Below are 20,946 nucleotides of genomic sequence, written 5' to 3' on the forward strand. Positions count from 1 at the left end.
GCGGGGCAGGTTTCACCTGCGCCCGATCGCCCGATCCTCAGGCATCGGGCTGGATGAAATGGGGGACGAACAGGGCGCGGTCCGTGGTGATCGGCCCGGCCGCTTCCCGGATGCAGAGCCCTGCCGGCGCATCGCCGACGATCCACGACCCGACCAGCGGACGCCGTCCGTCGAAATCCGGCAGCTCGGCCAGGGCCTGCCGGACGTAGCCCTCCGCGCCGTAGGGGCCGTGATCGTGGGCGAGCACGGCGCCGTCGCGCACGATCAGGACGTTGGCGCCCTCGCGCGAGTAGATGGGCTTCTTCACGAACGAGCGCCCGAGCTGCGCCTTCTTCGGATCGCTCTCGAAATAGGCCGGCAGCAGGTTCGGGTGCCCGGGCTCCATGTCGTAGAGGTGGGGGAGCAGTCCCTTGTTCGAGAGAAGCGCCTTCCAGGGCGGCTCGAGGAAACGGGTCGCGGTGCGGCCGATCGCGGTGCCGAAGGCATCGGCGAAGGCCCATTCCCAAGGGTAGAGCTTGAACAGGGTGTGGATCGGCTCTCGCGCACGGTCGACAAAGCCGCCCTCGGCATCGAGGCCGATATCGCCGATGTCGAGGAAGCGGGCGGCCAGCCCCGCCTGCTCCGCGCAATCCTGGAGGTAGGCGACTGTGCCGTGGTCCTCCGGTGCTTCCGAGAAGGCCGTCAGCGCGAGCGCCCTCTCACCCGGCAGCCCGCGGAGGCGCTCGATCAGGCGCTCGTGCACGGAGTTGAACTGGTCAGACCCGGCCGGCAGCCTTCCGGAAGCCAGCAGCTCCTCGAACCACAGCCATTGGAAGACGCCGGTCTCGTAGAGAGCGGTCGGCGTATCGGCATTGTATTCCAGGAGCTTGGCCAGACCCGCTCCGGCGCCGCCATAGGCGAAGTCCAGCCGTCCGTAGAGCGAGGAATCGCGCCGTCGCCAGCTCGCGCGTACCGCGTCCCAGACGGTCTCCGGGATCTGGAGCGAGGTCAGGATAGTCTCGTCCTCGACGGCCTTCTCGGCGAAGGCGAGGCAGAGCGCGTGGATCTCCGCACTCGGCCCCTCGATGTCCTCCTCGATCTCGGCGAGGCTGAAGGCATAGGCATGGCTCTCGTCCCAATAGGGCGCGCCGTCGAGGGTATGGAAGGTGAAGCCGTTGGCCTCAGCCGTGGCGCGCCAATCCGGGCGCTCGCCGATCGCGATCCGGCGCATCAGGCGGCTCGGAGAGGGTGGGAGGCGTTCACCCTCTCCTGAAAGGAGAGGGTTGGGGTGAGGTGTGAGACCTCTCCGGACGGCTCACCCCACCGCCACCCTCCCCCGGACGCCTGGAGCGAAGCGGAAGGTGATCCGGGACCCAGCGCACGAACTCGCCGCGTCAGCGGCTCCCTACGGACGGCGTCGAGGTTCGAACGCTTCGCGGCTTCTCGCGCTGGGCCCCGGATCGGGTTCCGCTGCGCTCCACCCGTTCGGGGAAGGGTGCCTTCTTCGGAAAGGTCCCACACCTCACCCTGCCCCTCTCCTTGTAGGAGAGGGAACCCGCGCGGGAACGAATGCGAGCTTGCAGCGCTCGAAGCTTGGACGTTGCCCCCCACCATCGTCTTACCGAGCCTTCTAGCTGCCGTGCGAGAAGAACGACCGCCCGGTGTTGCCGAAGCCGCCGAAGGCGACCGGCCGGACGGCGGCCGAGGACACCCGGGCGCTGGATGAGCTGCCGCCGCCCGCCGTGGTGATGCGGCTTCCCGAGCTCGTGCAGTAGCCGCCGCTCGTCGTGCCGGAATGGGCCTGGACCGCCTTGTTCGGCGCGTGATCATAGACGGGCTGGGGTGTCAGGCCCTGCGCCGCCGACCGCCCGATGAGGTAGCCGGCCATGACCGGGACGTGGCGCCCCCGCGCGGTGGAACTGACGGTCTCCCCGCTCAGGCAGTGGCCCAACCCGTGATGCGCCTCGCAATCGCTTCGGGTGGAGTAGCGCGGAGCGGCCTCCGGATAGGCACGCCGCGCGATCTCGTACTCGCTCCGGCACTCGCTCTCCGGCCTGATGCGACCGGCGATGCAGGCTTCGGGATTCGGATAGACGAGGACGTCCTCCTCGCGCTGCGAGGGGTCGACGGCGCCGAGGGACACGGCCGCCGCGCCGGCCGTCGCCAGCAGCACCAGCGACACGGTCTGCGAGCGCTTGGTCTTCGGCGAGGCCGGACCCTCAGACGCAGCGGTCCCTGACGACATCGTTCCGCCCCCAATGACGCGAGCCGATCCAAGAAGAAGATGCCGCACGCGGCGGCGCGGGATAGTGGCCCGCCCGTCAGTAGGTCATGGAGGCGGCATCCACCACGCCGCCGGCCAGCGAGGCCGCCGCGAGCAGCGTCGCCGCGGCCATCTCGCCCCGCTCGATCCGGCTCGAGAGGTCCGGCAGCGCCAGCCTCACGAGCCAGTAGATCAGGATCTGCACGACGAGCGCGACGAGACCCCAGATGATGCAGTCGAGGATCGTCTGCGCGTTGAAGATCGCGACCGAGAGCGGCAGCGTGTAGGCGAAGAGGCTCGCGCCGAGCGCTAGGGCGGCGGCCGTATTGTTCTCGCGGACCAGGGCGATCTCGCGGTGGGCCGTCGCCGTCAGGTAGACGAGGAGGTAGAGGGCGACGAGGCCGAGCGCGACGGCGAAATAGGCGAGGAATCCCGGAAGTCCTGAGATTGAGACCATCGCCGGGAGCCCCCTTAGACCAACCGGCTCTGCTCGATCGCTGCGGCGATGAAGCTCCGGAACAGAGGATGCGGCTCGAAGGGCCGCGATTTCAGTTCGGGGTGGAACTGCACCCCGATGAACCAGGGATGGCCCTCGTGCTCCACCGTCTCCGGCAGGAGTCCGTCGGGCGAGAGGCCGGAGAAGCGCAGACCCCGCGCTTCGAGCCGCTCACGATAGGCCATGTTGACCTCGTAGCGGTGGCGGTGGCGCTCCGAGATTTCCGTCGATTCGTAGATGTCCGCGATCTTCGTGCCGGGGCGGAGGTCCGCCCGGTAGGCGCCGAGCCGCATGGTGCCGCCGAGGTCGCCTTCGGCCGCGCGGCGCTCGAGCTCGTTGCCCTTGAGCCATTCGGTCAGCAGGCCGACGACGGGTTCCGAGGTCTCGCCGAACTCCGTCGAATTCGCCGCCTCGATACCGGCGAGCGAGCGGGCCGCCTCGATCACGGCCATCTGCATGCCGAAGCAGATGCCGAAATACGGGATCTTCCGCTCGCGGGCGAAGCGGGCCGCGCGGATCTTTCCCTCGGCGCCGCGCTGGCCGAAGCCACCGGGCACGAGGATGCCGTTGATCCCCTCCAGGAAGGGAGCGGGGTCCTCGCGCTCGAAGACCTCGGATTCGATCCACTCCAGGTTGACGCGCACCCGGTTGGCGATGCCGCCGTGCGTCAGCGCTTCCGTGAGCGACTTGTAGGCGTCCTTGAGGCCCGTGTACTTGCCGATGATGGCGATCGAGACCTCGCCCTCCGGGTTGCGCACCCGCTCGGAGATGGTCTGCCAGCGCTCGAGCTGAGGCTCGCCCATCGGTTCGATGCCGAAATGCGCCATGACCTCGCGATCGAGCCCGGCCGCCCGGTAGGACAGCGGCACGTCGTAGATCGAGGCGACGTCCCGGGCCTCGATGACGGCGCTTGCGCGCACGTTGCAGAACAGGCCGAGCTTGCGCCGCTCCTCCTCCGGGATCGGCCGATCGCAGCGGCAGAGCAGGATGTCGGGCTGGATGCCGATCGAGCGCAGCTCCTTCACCGAGTGCTGCGTCGGCTTGGTCTTCAGCTCACCGGCCGAGGGGATGAAGGGCAGGAGCGTCAGGTGGACGAAGGCCGCTGTGCCGCGGGGCAATTCCTGCCCGAGCTGGCGGATCGCCTCGAAGAAGGGCAGGCCCTCGATGTCGCCCACCGTGCCGCCGATCTCGACGAGCACGAAGTCGAAGGAATCGTTGCCGTCGAGCACGAAGGCCTTGATGGCGTTGGTGACGTGCGGGATCACCTGGATTGTGGCACCGAGGTAGTCGCCGCGCCGCTCCTTGGCGATGATGTCCTGGTAGATGCGCCCCGTCGTGATGTTGTCGGCCTTGGTCGCCGGAAGGCCGGTGAAGCGCTCGTAATGGCCGAGGTCGAGGTCGGTCTCGGCCCCGTCATCGGTGACGAAGACCTCGCCGTGCTGGGTCGGGCTCATCGTCCCCGGATCGACGTTGAGATAGGGGTCGAGCTTGCGCAGGCGGACCTTGTAGCCGCGCGCCTGCAGCAGCGCGGCGAGTGCCGCCGAGGCCAGGCCCTTGCCGAGCGAGGAGACCACGCCGCCGGTGATGAAAACGTACCGCGTCATGGGCCTCGGTCCATAAACAAGGGTGGGCGATTCGCCAAACCGCTCAGGGCGTCGTGCGCACCTTCCCGCGGGAGGGGCCGACGCCGGAACTGCGGAGGAAGTCGTCTGGATTCGGCCCGGGCGGGCCGTCGCCGTCGTCGAGCGTCCCGTCTCAGCGCGACTGCGGCGCCTCGGGGGTCGCCGAGGGAGCGGCCGGCGCGGGCGCCGGGGCCGGAGCGGCGGGGGCGCCAGGAGCCTGACCGGCCGAACCGCCGCGGAGGGTGTCGAGCAGGTTGTCGGCGTTCGGCTGGTTCGCGGGCTGCTGCGTGCCGGATCCTTCGAGTATCGAACGCGGGGCGGCGCTGCGATGGGAGATCACCGCCAGCGTCATGCTCGTGGTGAAGAACAGTGCGGCGAGGATCGCCGTGGCGCGGGTCAGGGCATTGGCCTGGCCGCGGCCGGTCATGAAGCCGGACACGCCGCCGCTGCCCCCACCGCCGAGACCGAGCCCACCCTCCGAGCGCTGCAGCAGCACCACGGCGATGAGGGCCAGGACGACGATCAGATGGATGGCGATCAGGACGGTGTGCATCGAGTATCCGCGAGCGCCTCTGGGCGCCGAAAGGAGATAGGGCCGCGCCTCCATGAGGCCGGCCGCATAACCCCCGGGCTGTTACACGAGTTGGGTCCGGACGCCAACCTTCCGAGCTATCGGGCGTAAGCCTGAGCGATCCCCAGGAAGTCCTCCGCCACGAGGCTCGCGCCGCCGACGAGGGCGCCGTCGACGTTCTCGACGGACATGAGCTCCCGGGCGTTCCCCGGCTTGACGGAGCCGCCGTAGAGAATGCGTACGCGGGCTGCCTCGGGACCGATCAGGGAGGTCAGCATCTCGCGTAAGGAGGCGTGGACCTCCGCGATGTCGGCCGGGGTCGGGGTGAGGCCGGTGCCGATCGCCCAGACCGGCTCGTAGGCGATGACGGTGTCGGTGGCGGTGGCGCCCTTCGGCACGCCGATGGCGAGCTGCGCCCGCACGATGTCGAGGGTGCGGCCCTCCTCGCGCTCTTCCTGAGTCTCGCCGACGCAGATGATGCCGCAGAGGCCCGCCCGGCGGGCGGCGAGCGCCTTGGCGTGGACGCCGTCGTCGGTCTCGTGGTGGTACGCCCGACGCTCGGAATGGCCGACGATGACGTAGCGCGCGCCGAGATCGGACAGCATCTCGGCCGAGATCGAGCCCGTGAAGGCGCCGCTCGCCTTGGCGTGGAGGTTCTGGCCGCCGATGGCGATAGGCGAGCCGTAGGCGGCCGCGACGCAGGAGGCGATGAGCGTGGAGGGCGGGCAGATCAGGACGTCGATCCGGTCGGTGAGGTCCGGCGTCAGCCTGGCGCGCACGCTCTCGACCACGGAAACGGACTTGCGAAGGCCGTTCATCTTCCAGTTGCCGGCAACCAGCGGCCGCCGTCCGTGTCCCGTCATCGATGTCCCTCGCAAGCCGTCGTCCCGCGGGGCCGGCCGTAACAGAGGGGGCTTGGCCGTGCAAACCCGCCGCCGCGGCCGCGCCGGCCTTTGCGCGGAGGAGCGGATGGGCTATCGCGAAAACCCGTCCCGCCAGGCGCGAGACCGGGCCCTGCCAGGCACACGACCAAAGAGCACCCGAGCCTTCGATGCTGCAGAACATGCGCAACGCCAGCCAGCATTGGCTGGGCAAGATCGTCCTCTCGATCGTCTTCACCTTCCTGATCGCCGGCGTCGCGATCTTCGGCGTCGAGGATTTCTTCCGGGGCGGGTCGAGCACGTCGGTCGCCACCGTCGGCAAGACGCCGATCACGGCGGACGCCGTGCGCACGGCCTACCAGAACCAGCTGCAGCGCTATCAGAGCCAGACCCGCCGCACCCTGACGCCGGACCAGGCCCGCGCGCTCGGCATCGATCGGCAGGTGCTGTCGCAACTGATCAGCGAGGCCTCCCTCGACCAGCAGACCCGCGACCTCGGGTTAATGATCCCCGACAGCGCGGTGCTTCGCGCTATCCGCGAGGAGCCGAGCTTCAAGGGTACGGACGGCAATTTCGATCAGTCCCTGTTCTTCCAGACGCTGCAGCGGGCCGGCATCCCCGAAGCGACCTTCGTGCGCGAGCAGCGTGCGGTGGCCGCGCGCCTCCAGCTCGCCGAGGCGGTGGCCGCCGACCTTCACGTTCCGGCCGCCCTGCGCGAGGCCGTGCATCGCTACACCACCGAGCGGCGGTCGATCTCCCTCGCGATGCTGCCGCCTTCGCTCGCCGGCGACATCCCGGCACCGAGCGAGGAAGAGCTGAAGGCCTATTACGAGGAGAACAAGTCCGGCTTCCGCGCCCCGGAATTCCGCTCGGTCAACCTCCTCGTGCTCGATCCGCAGACGCTGGCCAAGCCCGAGGCCGTGAGCGAGGAGGACGTGCGCAAGCGCTACGAGGGCGACCGCTCGCGCTACGGCTCGCCCGAGCGCCGCAACATCCAGCAGATCGTGTTCCCTGACGAAGCCTCGGCGGAGGCCGCCCGCAAACAGGTCGAATCCGGCGAGAAGCCGTTCGAGGCCGTGGCGGCCGAGCGCGGCAACGACCCCAAGAACCTGTCGCTCGGCATACTCTCGAAGGCCGAGCTGTTCGACCCCGCGGTGGCGGAGGCCGCCTTCGCACTCCAGCCGAACACCGTGAGCGCCCCCGTGAAGGGCCGCTTCGGCACCGTGCTCCTGCGCGTCACGGCCATCGAGCCGGAGAGCCTGAAGCCGCTCGCCGAGGTCGAGGGCGAGATCCGCAAGTCCATCGCCCTCGAGCGCGCCAATGCCGATCTCGACAAGACCCACGACGCCATCGAGGACCAGCGCGCCGCCACCAAGCCGCTGGCCGACATCGCCAAGGAGCGCGGCCTGCCGCTCGCGACCATTCCGGCTATCAGCGCCCAGGGCACCGATCCCGGGGGCAAGACCGTGGAAGGCCTTCCCGACCGCGAGACCACGCTCTCGGCCCTTTTCCGGTCGGAAGTCGGCAGCGACAGCGAGGCGCTTCGGACGAAGTCGGGCGGCTACGTCTGGTACGACCTCACGGACATCAAGCGTGCCTACGACAAGCCTCTTGACGAGGTGCGCGATTCCGTTGAGGCCGGCTGGCGCAGAGCCGAGGTGGCCCGCCGCCTGAGCGCCAAGGCCAAGGAAATGGTCGGGCGTCTCGACAAGGGGGAGCCCGTCGAGACGGTTGCGAACGAAGCCGGCTTGAACGTCCAGGAGATCGGCGATCTTGCGCGCAACCAGCCGCAGGACGGCCTGTCGGCCGATATCGTCAACCGCGTCTTCGCCACGGCGGTGGGTACCGCGGCCTCGGCCGAAGCCGGCGAGTCCCGCGCCCTGTTCAAGGTGAACACGGCCACGATGCCGGCCTTCGTTACGGCTTCGCCCGCGGACGACGCCATCGGCAAGCGCTTCGCGACGGTGCTCGCCGACGACGTGCTCGGCGAGTACATCGCCGAGGTCCAGAAGAACGTCGGCATCACCGTCAACCAGGCGGCGTTCCGGCGCACCATCGGCGGCGAGTTCTGACGCCGTCATGGCCGGCGCCCCCGATTACGACGCGTTCGCACGCAGCTACGAGGCAGGGCGCCCTGGTCTCCTCAACCTGACGCTCGTCGCGGATCTCGAGACGCCCGTCGCGGCTTTCATGAAGCTTAGGGCAGTGCATCCGGGCTCGGCCTTCCTGCTCGAATCCGTCGAGGGTGGTGCGGTGCGCGGCCGCTACTCGATGATCGGTCTCGACCCGGATCTCGTCTGGCGCTGTCGGGATGGACGGGCGGAGATCGCGCGCGGCGACACGGCTCGGTTCTCCCCCGAGGATGCTGCGCCGCTTCAAAGCCTGCGCGCCCTGATCGCGGAGAGCGCGATCGGTGACGATGAATCCGGCGATCTGCCGCCGATGGCGGCGGGCCTGTTCGGCTATCTCGGCTACGACATGGTCCGGGCCATGGAGAGCCTGTCGGCGCCCAATCCCGACCCCCTCGGCGTGCCGGACGCGATTCTGGTGCGTCCCCGCGTGATGGTGGTGTTCGACGCGGTGCGCGATCTCATTACTGTCGTGGCTCCCGTCCGACCCTCACCGGGCGTGAGCGCGCGCGCGGCCTACGAGGCCGTGCTCGCCCGCCTCGACCGGGTGGCCGAGGTGCTGGAGGGCCCGTTACCGATCGAGGCGCGCCTCGACCCGCAGGCGATCGCCCAGCCCGAGCCCGTCTCGAACACCGCGCCGGAAGACTTCGCGGCGATGGTGGCGCGGGCCAAGGAGTACATCGTCGCGGGCGACATCTTCCAGGTCGTGCTCTCGCAGCGCTTCGAGGCACCCTTCACGCTGCCCGCCTTTGCCCTCTACCGTTCACTGCGCCGGACCAACCCGGCGCCCTTCCTATGCTACCTCGACTTCGAGGATTTTCAGATCGTCTGCTCCTCGCCCGAGATCCTCGTGCGGGTGCGAGACGGCCGCGTGACGATCCGGCCGATCGCCGGGACGCGCCGCCGCGGCGCCACGCCGGCCGAGGACAGGGCGCTCGCGGAAGAACTTCTCGCCGATCCCAAGGAGCGCTCCGAGCACCTGATGCTGCTCGACCTCGGCCGCAACGATGTCGGGCGCGTCGCGCGGATCGGCAGCGTGACCGTGACTGGCTCGTTCTTCCTCGAATATTACAGCCACGTCATGCACATCGTCTCGAACGTTGAAGGCGAGCTCGACCCGGCTCACGACGCGCTCGGCGCACTCGCTGCGGGCTTTCCCGCCGGCACGGTCTCGGGCGCGCCCAAGGTCCGGGCCATGCAGATCATCGATGAATTGGAGCGCGAGAAGCGCGGGCCCTATGGCGGCTGCATCGGCTATTTCGGGGCGCGGGGCGAGATGGACACCTGCATCGTCCTGCGCACCGCGATCGTGAAGGACGGGCGCATGCACGTGCAGGCCGGCGCCGGCATCGTCTACGATTCCGACCCGGCCTCCGAGCAGCAGGAATGCGTGAACAAGGCTCGCGCGCAGTTCCGGGCGGCCGAGGACGCAGTGACCTTTGCAAGCCGGGCACGACGTGGGCAATAGTGCCGGTGGCTGGTAACGGCCGATGCGATCGGACCGGTCAAGCTGGGGACGGACAATCCACCTTTGTCATTCCGGAGCCGCGGAGCGGAGTCCGGAACCCAGAACCACAGGTCGAGATCCATTCTGCACTGTCAGCGGCTCTGGGTGCCGGGCTCGCCTGCGCGCCCCAGGATGACAACACGGGTTTGCCGACCAGAGTCGTCGACCGCGGCTGACATGGTCAGGTCCGCTTCTCCATCATCTGCTTCACCTGCATCAGCTGGTCCCAGACCGTGCCCGGCGTGGTGCCGAGCGCGTCGAAGCCGGCGTTGATGCCCCAGTAGATGCCGTAGACGATGATCGGCACCAAGACCCAGCCGAGCAGCTCCTCGCCGCGGTGACGGCGGGTGCGGCGCCTCCGGCGCTCCTCGCGGCGGGTGAGCTTCTGCGGCGGCGCAGGGGTCGAGACGGGCGTGAGGGGACCCTCATGCAAGTCGCTCATCCCGATGATCCCCTCGTTCCTGCCCACGAACACCACGCCCGAACCCCTGAACGGGGCCGGGCGTGGCGCTTGCTAGCGGTCGATCCGCGCGAAGTCGATCCTCGCGCGTCTCAAACTCGAACCAGGGGCACCTTCGGTACCGTGCGGACGCCGCCGGATCTGTTCGAACCGCCGCCGCCCTTGTCGTCCTTCTTGCGAGGCGCGGCCGCGCGCGGCTTGGCCCGCTTGTGGCGCTTGGCGGCGTTGGTGACGTCCTTCTCGGGCTTGGGCGTCACGGGACCCGCCGGGAACTCGAAGCCGAGCGCATCCTTCTCGCCGGCTTCGGCCTTGCGGACGACGACGCGCACCGCCCCGCCGTCCTTGAGGCGGCCGAACAGGACCTCGTCGGCGAGCGGCGTCTTGATGGTCGACTGAATGAGACGCGCCATCGGGCGGGCGCCCATCGCGTCGTCGTAGCCATGCTCGACCAGCCACTCGCGGGCCTCGTCCGAGAGCTCGATCGTGACGTTGCGGTCGGCGAGCTGCGCCTCGAGCTGGAGGACGAACTTGTCGACGACCTTGGCCACGACCTCCTTCGGGAGGTGTCCGAAGGAGATGATCGAATCGAGCCGGTTGCGGAATTCCGGCGCGAACAGCTTGTTGATCGCCTCCACGTCGTCGCCGCTGCGCTTGGTCTGCGTGAAGCCGTAGGCCGAGCGGGCGAGGTCGGAGGCGCCCGCATTCGTGGTCATGATGATGATCACGTTGCGGAAATCGACCTGCTTGCCGTTGTGGTCGGTGAGCTTGCCGTGGTCCATCACCTGCAGGAGGATGTTGAACAGGTCCGGATGGGCCTTCTCGATCTCGTCGAGCAGCAGCACGCAATGCGGATGCTGGTCGATCCCATCGGTGAGAAGGCCGCCCTGGTCGAAGCCGACATAGCCGGGGGGCGCGCCGATGAGGCGGCTCACCGTGTGTCGCTCCATGTACTCCGACATGTCGAAGCGCAGCATCTCGACACCGAGCGAGGCGGCGAGCTGCTTGGCGGCTTCGGTCTTGCCCACGCCGGTCGGACCCGCGAACAGGTAGGAGCCGATCGGCTTGTCGGGATCGCGCAGGCCGGCCCGTGCGAGCTTGATCGCCGAGGTGAGCGCCTCGATGGCGTTCGATTGCCCGTAGACGACCCGCTTCAGGTTCTCGGTCAGGTTCTTGAGCACCACCGCGTCATCCTTCGACACGGTCTTTGGCGGGATGCGGGCCATCGTGGCGATCGTCGCCTCGATCTCCTTGATGCCGATGGTGCGCTTGCGGCGCGCCTCTGGCACGAGCATCTGAGAGGCGCCGGTCTCGTCGATGACGTCGATCGCCTTGTCCGGCAGCTTGCGGTCGTTGATGTAGCGAGCCGAGAGCTCGACCGCCGCCTTCACGGCTTCGGTCGTGTACTTGAGCTTGTGGAACTCCTCGAAGTACGGCTTCAACCCCTTCACGATCTCGATGGCGTCCGGGATCGACGGCTCGTTGACGTCGATCTTCTGGAAGCGGCGCACGAGGGCGCGGTCCTTCTCGAAGTACTGGCGGTACTCCTTGTAGGTCGTCGAGCCGATGCAGCGCAGCGAGCCGTTGGCGAGCGCCGGCTTGAGCAGGTTCGAGGCGTCCATCGCCCCGCCCGAAGTCGCGCCGGCGCCGATCACCGTATGGATCTCGTCGATGAAGAGCACCGCGTTCGGGTGCGCCTCGATCTCCTTCATCACCTGCTTGAGGCGTTCCTCGAAATCGCCGCGGTAGCGGGTCCCGGCGAGCAGCGTCCCCATGTCGAGGGAGAAGACGGTCGCGTCGGCCAGCACCTCGGGGACTTCCCCATTGATGATCTTGCGCGCGAGCCCCTCGGCGATCGCGGTCTTCCCGACGCCCGGCTCGCCGACCAGCAGGGGATTGTTCTTCTGCCGCCGGCACAGGATCTGGATCGTGCGCTGAACCTCCGCCTCGCGGCCGATCAGCGGGTCGATCTTACCGTCCCGGGCCTTCTTGTTGAGGTTGATGCAATAGGCTTCGAGCGCGTCGCCCTTCTTCTTCGGGCGTTCGCCCTCCTCGCCGCTCGGACGCTCGGACGGGCTGTCCTCCTCGGCGCCGCGCACCGGCTTCGATTCGGAGGCGCCGGGGCGCTTGGCGATGCCGTGGCTGATGTAGTTGACCGCGTCGTAGCGGGTCATGTCCTGCTCCTGCAGGAAATAGGCGGCGTGGCTCTCGCGCTCGGCGAAGATCGCGACGAGAACGTTCGCCCCCGTTACCTCCTCGCGGCCGGAGGATTGGACGTGGATCACCGCGCGCTGGATCACGCGCTGGAAGCCGGCAGTCGGCTTGGCGTCCTGGCGACCGTCCCCGATCAGGTTCGAGAGCTCGTTGTCGACGTACTCGACGAGGCTGCGCTTGAGGGTGTCGACCTCGACGTTGCAGGCCCGCATGACGGCCGCCGCGTCCTGGTCGTCGACGAGAGCGAGCAGGAGATGCTCTAGCGTCGCATATTCGTGCCGGCGCTCGCCGGCGAGCGCGAGGGCGCGGTGCAGTGCTTGTTCTAGGCTGCGAGAGAAGCTGGGCAAAGCGGGGCCTCTGTGTGGGGTGCCTATTTCTTTTCCATGACGCACTGGAGAGGATGTTGGTATTTGCGTGCGAAGTCCATCACCTGGGTCACCTTGGTTTCGGCGACCTCGTAGGTGAAAATCCCGCACTCCCCTACGCCGTTGTGGTGGACGTGCATCATGATCTGGTAGGCAGCTTCCTGCGACTTGTTGAAGAACTTCTCGACGACGTGAACGACGAACTCCATCGGCGTGTAGTCGTCGTTGAGAAGTAGCACGCGGTAGAGGCTCGGCCGCTTCGTCTTCGGCTTGGTCCGCGTGATGATCGCCGTGCCGGATCGGCCATCGCCGCCTCCCGGCTCGCGCGGGTCCGAGGCCGCAACCGTTGGCCGGCCGCCCCGCATCAGGACATCCTGCATATGAATCGTACCGACCCCATCTGGCGGCATGCTGCTCGTGAAGCTGCGTGGTCCGCGGGGCGCGCCGGCGAGGCGCGCTCGCTTCGGGATCAATCTATAGGGCGATACCCGACTTCGCCAGTCGGATGCGCGCAACTGTCCGAACTTCGTCCGAAAGCCGTCGTCGCGGCGGGCAGGATCTTCCCCGGACCGCTGTGCGAAGGCGCCTCGACGGTCCGGGGGAGAATCGATTGGTGGATGGAGAAAATCAGACGGCAGGCGCCTTCGGCACCAAGGCTGCGAAAGGCTGCGTCATCTCCTTCGCCAGACCGGAATAGAGTTCGCCCGTGACCTTTGCCTGGACGACCAGACGCTCGTAGGAGGCCTTCAGGAACTCCGTCTGGATTTCCAGCGCCGTTTGGGGCGACGTCGCCTGGGCAAGCTTCTGCGCCGCCGCCATGCCCTGTTCGTAGGATTGCTTGGCGAAGTCGCTCCACTCGATCCCGAGGGTCTGGGCGGTCTTCGAGACCGCCGCGACGCTCTTCATCATGCCCTCCGTCCCGGCCTGACCCAGTTCACGAGCCTTGTCGAAGCCCGGCATCTTGTCGAAGCGCTGCATCATTTCGGAAAGTCCCGGGCCTGCATGGGCAGGCGGCCGTCTGGAGCGGAAGATCCGCCCGACACCGGATCATGTGCACCGCAACAAGGACCGTCAAGCTTGCTGCTGCGCTGCGGTACATGCCGCGAAAGCAATCGGACTGTATTAACCCCGCCGTAACCGCGTCCACCTAGCCTCATTGACAGATGTTGCGGAGGCACGGCGGCGCCGTCGCCCCGCGAGGGATGTTGCGGTGCGCACCTGCTGGTGCCGTGCCTGGCGAGGGCAGTCTTTCGTGATGCGTAGCGTTCTTCGTCGCCTCCAGCCGTCCCGTGCGCTCCCCGTCGCGCTCGTCGCCACGGCCTTCGCCGTCGCCCTGACCGAGCCGGCCGACGCCCGTCGCCGCGGTCATCACCGCCCGGCCGGCGGGTACAACCCGCCCTACGCCGCGATGGTGGTTGACGTGAAGTCGGGCCGGACGCTCCACGCCGTGAACGAGGACGCGCTGCGTCACCCCGCCTCGATCACCAAGGTGATGACCCTCTACATGCTGTTCGAGCAGATGGAGCGCGGGCGCTTCGCGCTCGATTCCGAGCTGACGGTCTCCGCCTACGCCGCGGCGCAGTCACCGTCCAAGCTCGGTCTGCGCCCTGGATCGACCATCGAGGTCGAGGACGCGATCAAGGCGCTCGTGACGAAGTCGGCCAACGATGTCGCCTGCGCGATCGGCGAGAACATCGGCGGCTCCGAGTCGCGCTTTGCCGAGATGATGACGCGCAAGGCCCGGTCGCTCGGCATGAGCCGCACCAACTTCGCCAACGCTTCCGGCCTCCCGGACGCGGATCAGGTGACGACGGCTCGCGACCTCACCATCCTGGCACGGGCCATCCAGGACCGCTTCCCGCGCTACTACCGCTACTTCCAGACCCGTTCCTTCGCCTTCCGCGGGCGCACCATCGGCAACCACAATCGGCTGCTCGGCGCGGTCCAGGGCGTCGACGGCATCAAGACGGGCTACACCCGCGATTCCGGCTTCAACCTGATGACGGCCGCGAGGCTCGACGACCGCCAGATCGTGGCGATCGTGCTCGGCGGAAAGTCGGGCGCCAGCCGCGACCGGATCATGGCCGACCTCGTGCGCTCCACCCTCCCCCGTGCCTATGCCGGCAACCGCCAGACCCCGGCGGTTGTCGAAGTGGCCGAGCGCGCCCGTCCCGCCGTCGTCGCCGACGCGGCCTCGCGGACCCGGACTCAGGTCGCCTCCGCCGATGCCGACGAGGTCGAGACCACCGCTTCGACGGCGATCTCCGAGCCCCTCGACATCATGCCGAGCCGCACGACGACACCGGGCAGTGCCGGCATGAGGCGCCCCGCTTCACCGCTGCCGAGCTCCGCCCAGGCCTACGCCCCCGCCGCGATCCAGCCCAGCTTCCCGGCCGGCGGCAAGTCGGAGGCCCGTCTCGCCTCGGTGGACGCGCCGTCCCGCGTCGAGGCGCCGGTGCGCTCCGTCGCCACCCCCCGCATCACGCCGACGGCCTGGGTGATCCAGCTCGGCGCCATGGACGACGAGGACAAGGCGAAGTCGATGCTGGCCGAAGCCCGGGCCCGGGCCGGCGGCATGCTCGGCAAGGCCGCCCCCTACACGGTGAAGGTCGAGCACGGCGGCGCCACCCTCTACCGGGCGCGTTTCTCCGGCTTCTCCGAGCAGGACGACGCGCAGGACGCCTGCAAGGCGCTCAAGCGGAGCGGATTCAGCTGCTTCGCCACGCGAAGCTGACCCCTTCGGGCGCCGTCCTCGGCGCCCTGGAAGCCACCGTCGTGAGTTGCGGCGGAACCATCGAAAATCCTCTCTGGCAACGCGCGTGGAGTATCAGCGATGTCGGTTCGTCAGCCTGTCCCTGGCCGCGTTGACGCGCGCCGCCCCCTCGACGGTTCCGCCCCGGTCGGGATGAGCCCGCTTCATCAGCGTGCGGTGAGCCGCGCGGACCTGCTCCAGGGTCGCCCCGCGCTGAAGCCCCAGGATCTTGTACGCCTCCTCCTGCGTCATCGCCCCTGGGTTCGGCGGACGGCGCGGCCCCGGGTTGGAGTTTCCTTGAGTGTCTACACGCCAGCCGGGGTGCCGGCTGTCGAGATACAGCTCTAGGAGTTGCGCGCCGCCGGGGTCGCGCGACCGGCAGGCCGCGAGGAGCTGGAGCAGAGCCTCTTGCGGAAGGCTCGACAGCGCCCGGCCGTCGAAGGGCGGGATCATCACCATTCCGTCGCGAACCCGCCCCTCCGCGTCGAAGGACAGCGCAATCGTGGCCGAGCGGTATCGGCTCGGGCCCGCGCCGGGACGGCGGAACAGACGACGCAGGCGCCCCGTCACGCCGACCGCTCCTTCGAGCAGCCAGATCCCGGCGAAGCCGAAGAGCAATGCGAGATCGATGCGGCCGCGCAGGGCGAAGAGCAGGGCGAGCCCCGTCGCGGCGAAGCTGCCGAACCGCTTGAGCACGCGCGCGGTCAGGGCCGGATTGATCCGCGAGGCGTTGCGGCCGAGCCACCACAGGGCGAGGATCGCCAGCCCCCCAAGGAGAAGGGTCACGAGTTCGCACCATCGGGCGCCGAGGAGAGTAGGGTCAAAGCCGGGCCTCGGCCACGTCCGCCGTCGTGATCCGAACCTTTCGGACCCGTCCGTCCCGCTCCACGGTCAGCTCAATCGCTTGATCGAGGCCCGCCGCCGCGATGACGGCGGTGAGGTCCGACAGGCGGTGAACGGTGCGGTTTCCCGCCCCGACGATGACGTCGCCGATGACGCCGGTCTGGGGATCGACGCCGCGCAGGCCCGCCCGGGCGGCCGGCGAGTCCGGCAGGACCCGCAGCACCACGACACCGTCGATGCCGAGCCGGGCGGCCGTGGCTTCCTGGCCGGCGATGATGCCGATGCCGGGGTTGCGCATGCGCCCGTTGCGGATCAGCTCCGGCACCACCCGGTTCACGACGTCGACCGGAATGGCGAAGCCGATGCCGGCGCTCGCCCCCGAGGGTGAGAAGATCGCGGTGTTCACCCCGATGAGGCGGCCCGCGGAATCGAGGAGCGGACCGCCGGAATTGCCCGGATTGATCGCCGCGTCGGTCTGGATGACGCCGGAGAGCTCGCGTCCCTCCCCCGTGGGCAGGCGGCGCTGCAGCGCGCTGATCACGCCTGTCGTGAGGGTGTGGTCGAGGCCGAACGGATTGCCGATGGCGAAGGTCGACTGGCCGACCTTGAGGTCGGCGGAGGTGCCGATCGCGAGGGGCGGCGGGATGGCTGCGCCCCGTCCGAGACGGAGCACGGCGAGGTCGTAGCTCTGTGCCGTGCCGACGACGGTGGCGGTCACCACCTCGCCGGCCGACAGGCGCACGGCGATGGAGCCGCCCCGTTGCGTCGCTCCGGCCACCACGTGGTTGTTCGTGACGACGTGCCCGGCCGCGTCCCAGACGAAGCCGGTTCCGGTCTGGCTTCCCCCTTCTCCGCCCTCCTCCGCATCGCTGCGCATCAGCGCGCGCCCCTGCGTTGCGGCCTGGGCGAAGACGTGCACGACGGACGGGCTTGCCCGTTCGAACAAGGCCGCCGTCGCGGCTTCGAACGGCGCGAGATCGCCTCGCGCCGTCACAGCCCTCGGCGCGTCGGCGGAATACAGGAAGGCCGTCAGGTAGGGCTGAGCCACGAAGAGCGTCATCAGGCCGAGCGCGACGCCGATAGCGATCCGTCCGAACCGATCGGGCACGGTTTATCTCCATGTGAAGGCCATGAGCGCCCCTTTGCGGCCACGCTTCGTTAGCTGGTCGTTCACCGCGTCCGCTTCAATCGTGGGATTGCGGCTGGGTCGAACGGCGTGTGGCGACGCACCGGCTTCGCTCCGCTGGCGTGGTAACGAAATGATCACCGTTGGAGTTCATACTTTCTCCATTGGACGGGAGCATCCTCAGGCCTTCGTGTCGGGCTTTGTGTCGCAATCACGAAGCTTTCGGCGCGAGAATACGATCAAGGCGGATTTGCGTTACGCAGGTGCGCCCGAATTGATCGCAAATCTGCCTAAGACTTGCTTTGTTTTGTGATGAGAAGGGGCTCGCACCGACCGGCCCGAACGTTCTGCCAGCCGGTCGAGCCCGCGGGGTCTGCCCCCTTCGGCAAAGGAAAATGAGTGTCATGGAAACCGAAGCCCTCGAACGACCGGCCGACCTGACGATTTGGCGCACCGCGCCGTCGGCCTCGCCCGTCGCGCAGCCCGCGCGGTTCGACACCCTCCGCGAGGCGATCAGGGCTGCGGCCGGCGCCCTCGGAGACCCGGCCAAGCAACCATGGATCATCACCGAAGAGGGCGAGATCCTCTCGCCGAACTGGATCCGCACCTACCTCAATTGATCGTCGAAGCCCGGCGCGAATGGGCCTTTGCAGCCCATTCGCCGACGGGACGCGAGGCGGGTTCAGCGGTCCCGGTCCGCGACCGCCGCTATTTCGCGCCGACCTTGCGCACGGACCACGTGCCCCAGAAGATCGGCCTCCCGTAAACGGTCGATGCGCTCATGGCCTCGTAGCCCGGCGCGAAGCGGTCGAGCCAGGTGAGAAAGCCACCCTTGCCCGGAAAGCTCGCCGGCGTGTCGAGATTGCCGTAGCGGTCGGTCATCCAGAAGTGCTGGCTGCGGCCGAAGCGTCCGCTGCCGTCTCCGCCGGAGAGAAGCCCGAGATAAGCGGGCGAGCGCATCGCCATCACGGGCTCGGCGTACCAAGCCAGGGTCCTGAGGGAGTCGATCGAAAGGTCGGCCGTGTATTGCACGCAGAGATCCGCGACCGGCCCGTCCGAGGTGTTGGCCGGTCGGTGGCAGCTATAGGATACGGCCCAGCGCTCCATGCCCTTCGCCTTGCCGATCCGCACGACGACCTGTGCCGGCAGGGGCTCGGTCACGAGGCGTGCCACCGACCAGACCCGGTCGGCCGTGAGGTCGCGGCTGGTTCTCAGGTAGAGGCCCATGCGCTGCTTGTCGGGCACCTCGTTGCAATCGGCCGGCAGGATGTCGGTGTAGAAGTAGTGGTAGGTCCGATCGACGACGCTGATCGATCCGACGAGGCCCTGCGTCTCGAACCCCTGACCCGGGCAGTTGGCGATGACGGGCCGGCCGGCCTCATCGAGCACGGCGCTCGGGCTCGGGTTCGGGTTCTGGGAGGTCCGGGCACGCCGCCGACGGGGCCGTTCCTCCGCTTGAGGCATGAAGGGCGTCCAGGTGAGCCCGTCTTCCGCCCGGCCCCGGATATCGAACGTCTCGAAATCGAAGGTGCGACCCTGGAGCAGGACGCGGCGATTGCCGCCCTCGGTCGGTACGGTGGAGAGCAGGAAAGCGTAGTAGTACTCGTCCCCCGCCCAATTGCGGCCGGTGACGACCATCGGCGCGCGGGCGGCGATCCCTTCCGGCGCCTGCACCGGGGCAGGCGCGGCGGCAGCGTCCATGCGGGCCCTCGCGCGTCGCCCGCGGCGGCGCTCGCGCCGTGGTTCGGGACGGGCAAGCTGGCGCGCCATTTCCCAGATCCGGTGGCCCGTCGGCGGCATCGTGGCGGCGAGTTGCTCCGGCATGCGCCCCGAGCGGACGGAACCGCCGTCGAGCCGATCGGTCGCGCGGCGCGCTTCGCACGCCTTATCACCGCGCCTGCCTCCCGCCGGGGTCTCGCCCTGGTAGATCACCTGAAGGGGACCCGGCGCGGCGCGCGTCCCCGTGAGCCGCATGAGCTGCACGTTCGCCGCAAACTCGCAGGGGCGAGGCGTGAAGAAGACGCCTTCCGGCTCGCCGCCGCGGCAGATCTCCAGCGTGCCGCCACCGGTGACGAAGCAGGCGGGCTCCTGAGCTTTGGCGTCTGGTGAACAAAGAGCCGTAAGGAGCAGAGCTGGTCTGAGCGACCATCTGGCGAGCGAGGCTCGCCCCGGGACTCGAGGCGACGGCGCGGTGGCGAAGCGAGGCTGTTTCACAGATCGCCCAGATAGGGCGATTGTCCCAGGCGGCAAAGATGGCGAGGGATCAATTACGCTTGACCAGCCTGAGCCGGCGCTCCGTTCAACTTCAGGATGATGGTGCTGCTGGACAGGATTGAACTGTCGACCTCTTCATTACCAAAAGCAAGCTCTTGGTATCAACCTGCGTTTTGGGGTGCAAAATGCGGTGCAATTCAGGTGAGAGATGATCGACACCTCGTCATTTTCGCACGTATGGATGCGTTAGGGGTGAACTGGCGTGCACCCCCGGTGCACCCCAGCATAGAGATCAGTCGTGGCCCGACGCGCATCGTCGACCAACCTCATCAAGCTCACCAAAGCTGGCATTGCCGGTTTGGCGCTTGAGCCGGGCCAAAACGAGCGCGTCGTCTGGGACACCGACACGCCAGGCTTAGGCGTTCGCATACGCCGGAGCGGGCATTCGGTGTGGGTCATACGCCCGCCACGAATGGGCGGCGCATCCAGGATCTTCACGATCGGATCAGCAGCTGTCCTCACCCTTTCGGAAGCTCGCGCGGCAGCGCGTGAGCGGATGGCGAAGTCTACACTCGGCGAGGATCCTCACGCGGCGCGGCGAGCGGCGAGATCTCAGGCGGCTGTCACGATGGGTGGGGTCGTTAGCCGGTATATCGCCTCTGTGGAGAAGGGCCTGCGGCCGAGCACGGTCTACAGCCTTAACAATCACCTCAACTTCCACTGGAAACCCCTGCACGGAATCCCCCTGAGTTCGTTGCGCCGTGCTGACATCGCGGCTCAGCTCGACATCATCAGTGCCGAGCGTGGGCCTCATGCCGCGAACCGTGCCCGGGTGGTGCTCTCGACCTTCTTTTCTTGGGCGATGGGTGCGGGCTTGGCCGAATCTAATCCGGTGATCGGTACGAACCGACCAACAATTCAGGTGGCCCGCGACCGGGTGCTTTCGGACGCCGAATTGGTGGCCGTTTGGAAAGTGTGTGGGGACGACGACTTCGGGCGGATCGTTCGCCTTCTCGCCTTGACCGGCCAACGGAGGGACGAGGTCGCGCAGATGGTTTGGGACGAACTAGATCTCGCTGCCGGTGTATGGACCCTTCCGGCGCCTCGATCGAAAAACAGGCGTCCGCACGACATACCGTTGTCGGCACCCGTGCTCGACATTCTCTCTACGCAACCGCGGCGCGTAGACAGTCCGTTCTTGTTCGGCCGCGGCGCCGGCCCCTACTCCGGCTTCAGTCGGTCCAAGGTCCGGCTCGACGCCAAAATCAAACTGAAGCGTCCCTGGGTGCTTCACGATTTGAGACGGACGTGTGCCACTGGAATGGCCAACCTTGGCATCTTGCCTCACGTTGTAGAGGCTGTCCTGAACCACGTCTCGGGATCGCGGGGCGGCATCGCAGGTGTCTATAACAGAGCCTCCTACGCTACCGAAAAACGGGCCGCGCTCGATCTATGGTCCGCCCACATCATGAAGGTGACCGAAGCCGGCGACGAGACGGGCTAGATACATTAGCCAGGCTGAACGAA

At 68.1% G+C, this 20,946-nt stretch carries 18 protein-coding genes; 5 read left to right on the forward strand and 13 right to left on the reverse strand.

All coding sequences use genetic code 11. The features are described 5' to 3' along the window. Window positions 1-37: 37 nt before the first annotated feature. The 6 genes from MFF55_RS19015 to tpiA form a co-directional block, all read right to left on the reverse strand. Entirely contained in the window at window positions 38-1,210 is a 1,173-nt protein-coding gene (locus tag MFF55_RS19015) for a glutathionylspermidine synthase family protein (protein WP_238245676.1), read from the reverse strand. 399 nt (window positions 1,211-1,609) lie between these two features. Continuing rightward, entirely contained in the window at window positions 1,610-2,224 is a 615-nt protein-coding gene (locus MFF55_RS19020) for a DUF1190 domain-containing protein (RefSeq protein WP_238245677.1), read from the reverse strand. A gap of 76 nt (window positions 2,225-2,300) precedes the next feature. Beyond that, window positions 2,301-2,699 carry a DUF350 domain-containing protein gene (locus MFF55_RS19025; protein ID WP_238245678.1) on the reverse strand — a complete coding sequence of 133 codons (399 nt, stop codon included), beginning with the start codon at window positions 2,697-2,699 and terminating at the stop codon, window positions 2,301-2,303. Window positions 2,700-2,713: 14 nt separating this feature from the next. After that, complete coding sequence (pyrG, locus tag MFF55_RS19030; RefSeq protein ID WP_238245679.1) at window positions 2,714-4,342, reverse strand: CTP synthase; 1,629 nt, start codon at window positions 4,340-4,342, stop codon at window positions 2,714-2,716. Between the two features lie 151 nt (window positions 4,343-4,493). Beyond that, window positions 4,494-4,913, reverse strand: coding sequence for a preprotein translocase subunit SecG (gene secG, locus MFF55_RS19035; RefSeq protein ID WP_238245680.1), 420 nt, complete (start codon window positions 4,911-4,913; stop codon window positions 4,494-4,496). Between the two features lie 116 nt (window positions 4,914-5,029). Beyond that, window positions 5,030-5,794, reverse strand: a complete 765-nt coding sequence (gene tpiA, locus MFF55_RS19040) for a triose-phosphate isomerase (protein ID WP_238245681.1) — start codon at window positions 5,792-5,794, stop codon at window positions 5,030-5,032. Window positions 5,795-5,982: 188 nt separating this feature from the next. On the opposite strand from tpiA, the gene MFF55_RS19045 reads away from it, so the two are divergent. Together MFF55_RS19045 and trpE are read left to right on the forward strand one after the other, a co-directional pair. Further along, entirely contained in the window at window positions 5,983-7,884 is a 1,902-nt protein-coding gene (locus tag MFF55_RS19045) for a peptidylprolyl isomerase (protein ID WP_238245682.1), read from the forward strand. 7 nt (window positions 7,885-7,891) lie between these two features. Next, window positions 7,892-9,409 (forward strand): anthranilate synthase component I, encoded by a 1,518-nt coding sequence (gene trpE, locus MFF55_RS19050; RefSeq protein WP_238245683.1) that lies wholly within the window; start codon window positions 7,892-7,894, stop codon window positions 9,407-9,409. A gap of 220 nt (window positions 9,410-9,629) precedes the next feature. Here trpE and MFF55_RS19055 read toward each other — a convergent pair whose 3' ends face one another. The 4 genes from MFF55_RS19055 to MFF55_RS19070 all read right to left on the reverse strand — a co-directional run bounded on the left by MFF55_RS19055 (window position 9,630) and on the right by MFF55_RS19070 (window position 13,465). Then, window positions 9,630-9,890, reverse strand: a complete 261-nt coding sequence (locus MFF55_RS19055) for a hypothetical protein (RefSeq protein WP_238245684.1) — start codon at window positions 9,888-9,890, stop codon at window positions 9,630-9,632. Window positions 9,891-10,000: 110 nt separating this feature from the next. Next, window positions 10,001-12,466, reverse strand: a complete 2,466-nt coding sequence (gene clpA / locus MFF55_RS19060; RefSeq protein ID WP_238245685.1) for an ATP-dependent Clp protease ATP-binding subunit ClpA — start codon at window positions 12,464-12,466, stop codon at window positions 10,001-10,003. Between the two features lie 23 nt (window positions 12,467-12,489). After that, window positions 12,490-12,864: an ATP-dependent Clp protease adapter ClpS gene (gene clpS, locus MFF55_RS19065; protein WP_373874837.1), complete on the reverse strand. Its 375-nt coding sequence runs from the start codon at window positions 12,862-12,864 to the stop codon at window positions 12,490-12,492. A 247-nt stretch (window positions 12,865-13,111) separates the two neighbouring features. Next, window positions 13,112-13,465, reverse strand: coding sequence for a phasin family protein (locus MFF55_RS19070; protein ID WP_238245686.1), 354 nt, complete (start codon window positions 13,463-13,465; stop codon window positions 13,112-13,114). 274 nt (window positions 13,466-13,739) lie between these two features. Here MFF55_RS19070 and MFF55_RS19075 point away from each other — a divergent pair, with 274 nt between their 5' ends. After that, window positions 13,740-15,218, forward strand: coding sequence for a serine hydrolase (locus tag MFF55_RS19075; protein WP_238245687.1), 1,479 nt, complete (start codon window positions 13,740-13,742; stop codon window positions 15,216-15,218). A 93-nt stretch (window positions 15,219-15,311) separates the two neighbouring features. Here the strand turns inward: MFF55_RS19075 and MFF55_RS19080 are convergent, their stop codons facing one another. Together MFF55_RS19080 and MFF55_RS19085 are read right to left on the reverse strand one after the other, a co-directional pair. After that, entirely contained in the window at window positions 15,312-16,022 is a 711-nt protein-coding gene (locus tag MFF55_RS19080) for a J domain-containing protein (RefSeq protein WP_238245688.1), read from the reverse strand. A 34-nt stretch (window positions 16,023-16,056) separates the two neighbouring features. Beyond that, window positions 16,057-17,187, reverse strand: a complete 1,131-nt coding sequence (locus MFF55_RS19085; RefSeq protein ID WP_238245689.1) for a S1C family serine protease — start codon at window positions 17,185-17,187, stop codon at window positions 16,057-16,059. Between the two features lie 422 nt (window positions 17,188-17,609). On the opposite strand from MFF55_RS19085, the gene MFF55_RS19090 reads away from it, so the two are divergent. Then, a complete protein-coding gene (locus MFF55_RS19090) occupies window positions 17,610-17,825 on the forward strand; it encodes a hypothetical protein (RefSeq protein WP_238245690.1) in 216 nt (71 codons plus the stop codon). Window positions 17,826-17,913: 88 nt separating this feature from the next. Here MFF55_RS19090 and MFF55_RS19095 read toward each other — a convergent pair whose 3' ends face one another. Further along, window positions 17,914-19,179 carry a hypothetical protein gene (locus MFF55_RS19095; protein ID WP_238245691.1) on the reverse strand — a complete coding sequence of 422 codons (1,266 nt, stop codon included), beginning with the start codon at window positions 19,177-19,179 and terminating at the stop codon, window positions 17,914-17,916. Between the two features lie 538 nt (window positions 19,180-19,717). On the opposite strand from MFF55_RS19095, the gene MFF55_RS19100 reads away from it, so the two are divergent. Then, window positions 19,718-20,923: a tyrosine-type recombinase/integrase gene (locus MFF55_RS19100; RefSeq protein ID WP_238245692.1), complete on the forward strand. Its 1,206-nt coding sequence runs from the start codon at window positions 19,718-19,720 to the stop codon at window positions 20,921-20,923. Window positions 20,924-20,946: the final 23 nt, after the last annotated feature.

The sequence above is a fragment of the Methylobacterium iners genome, assembly GCF_022179305.1.
GTDB lineage: Bacteria > Pseudomonadota > Alphaproteobacteria > Rhizobiales > Beijerinckiaceae > Methylobacterium > Methylobacterium iners.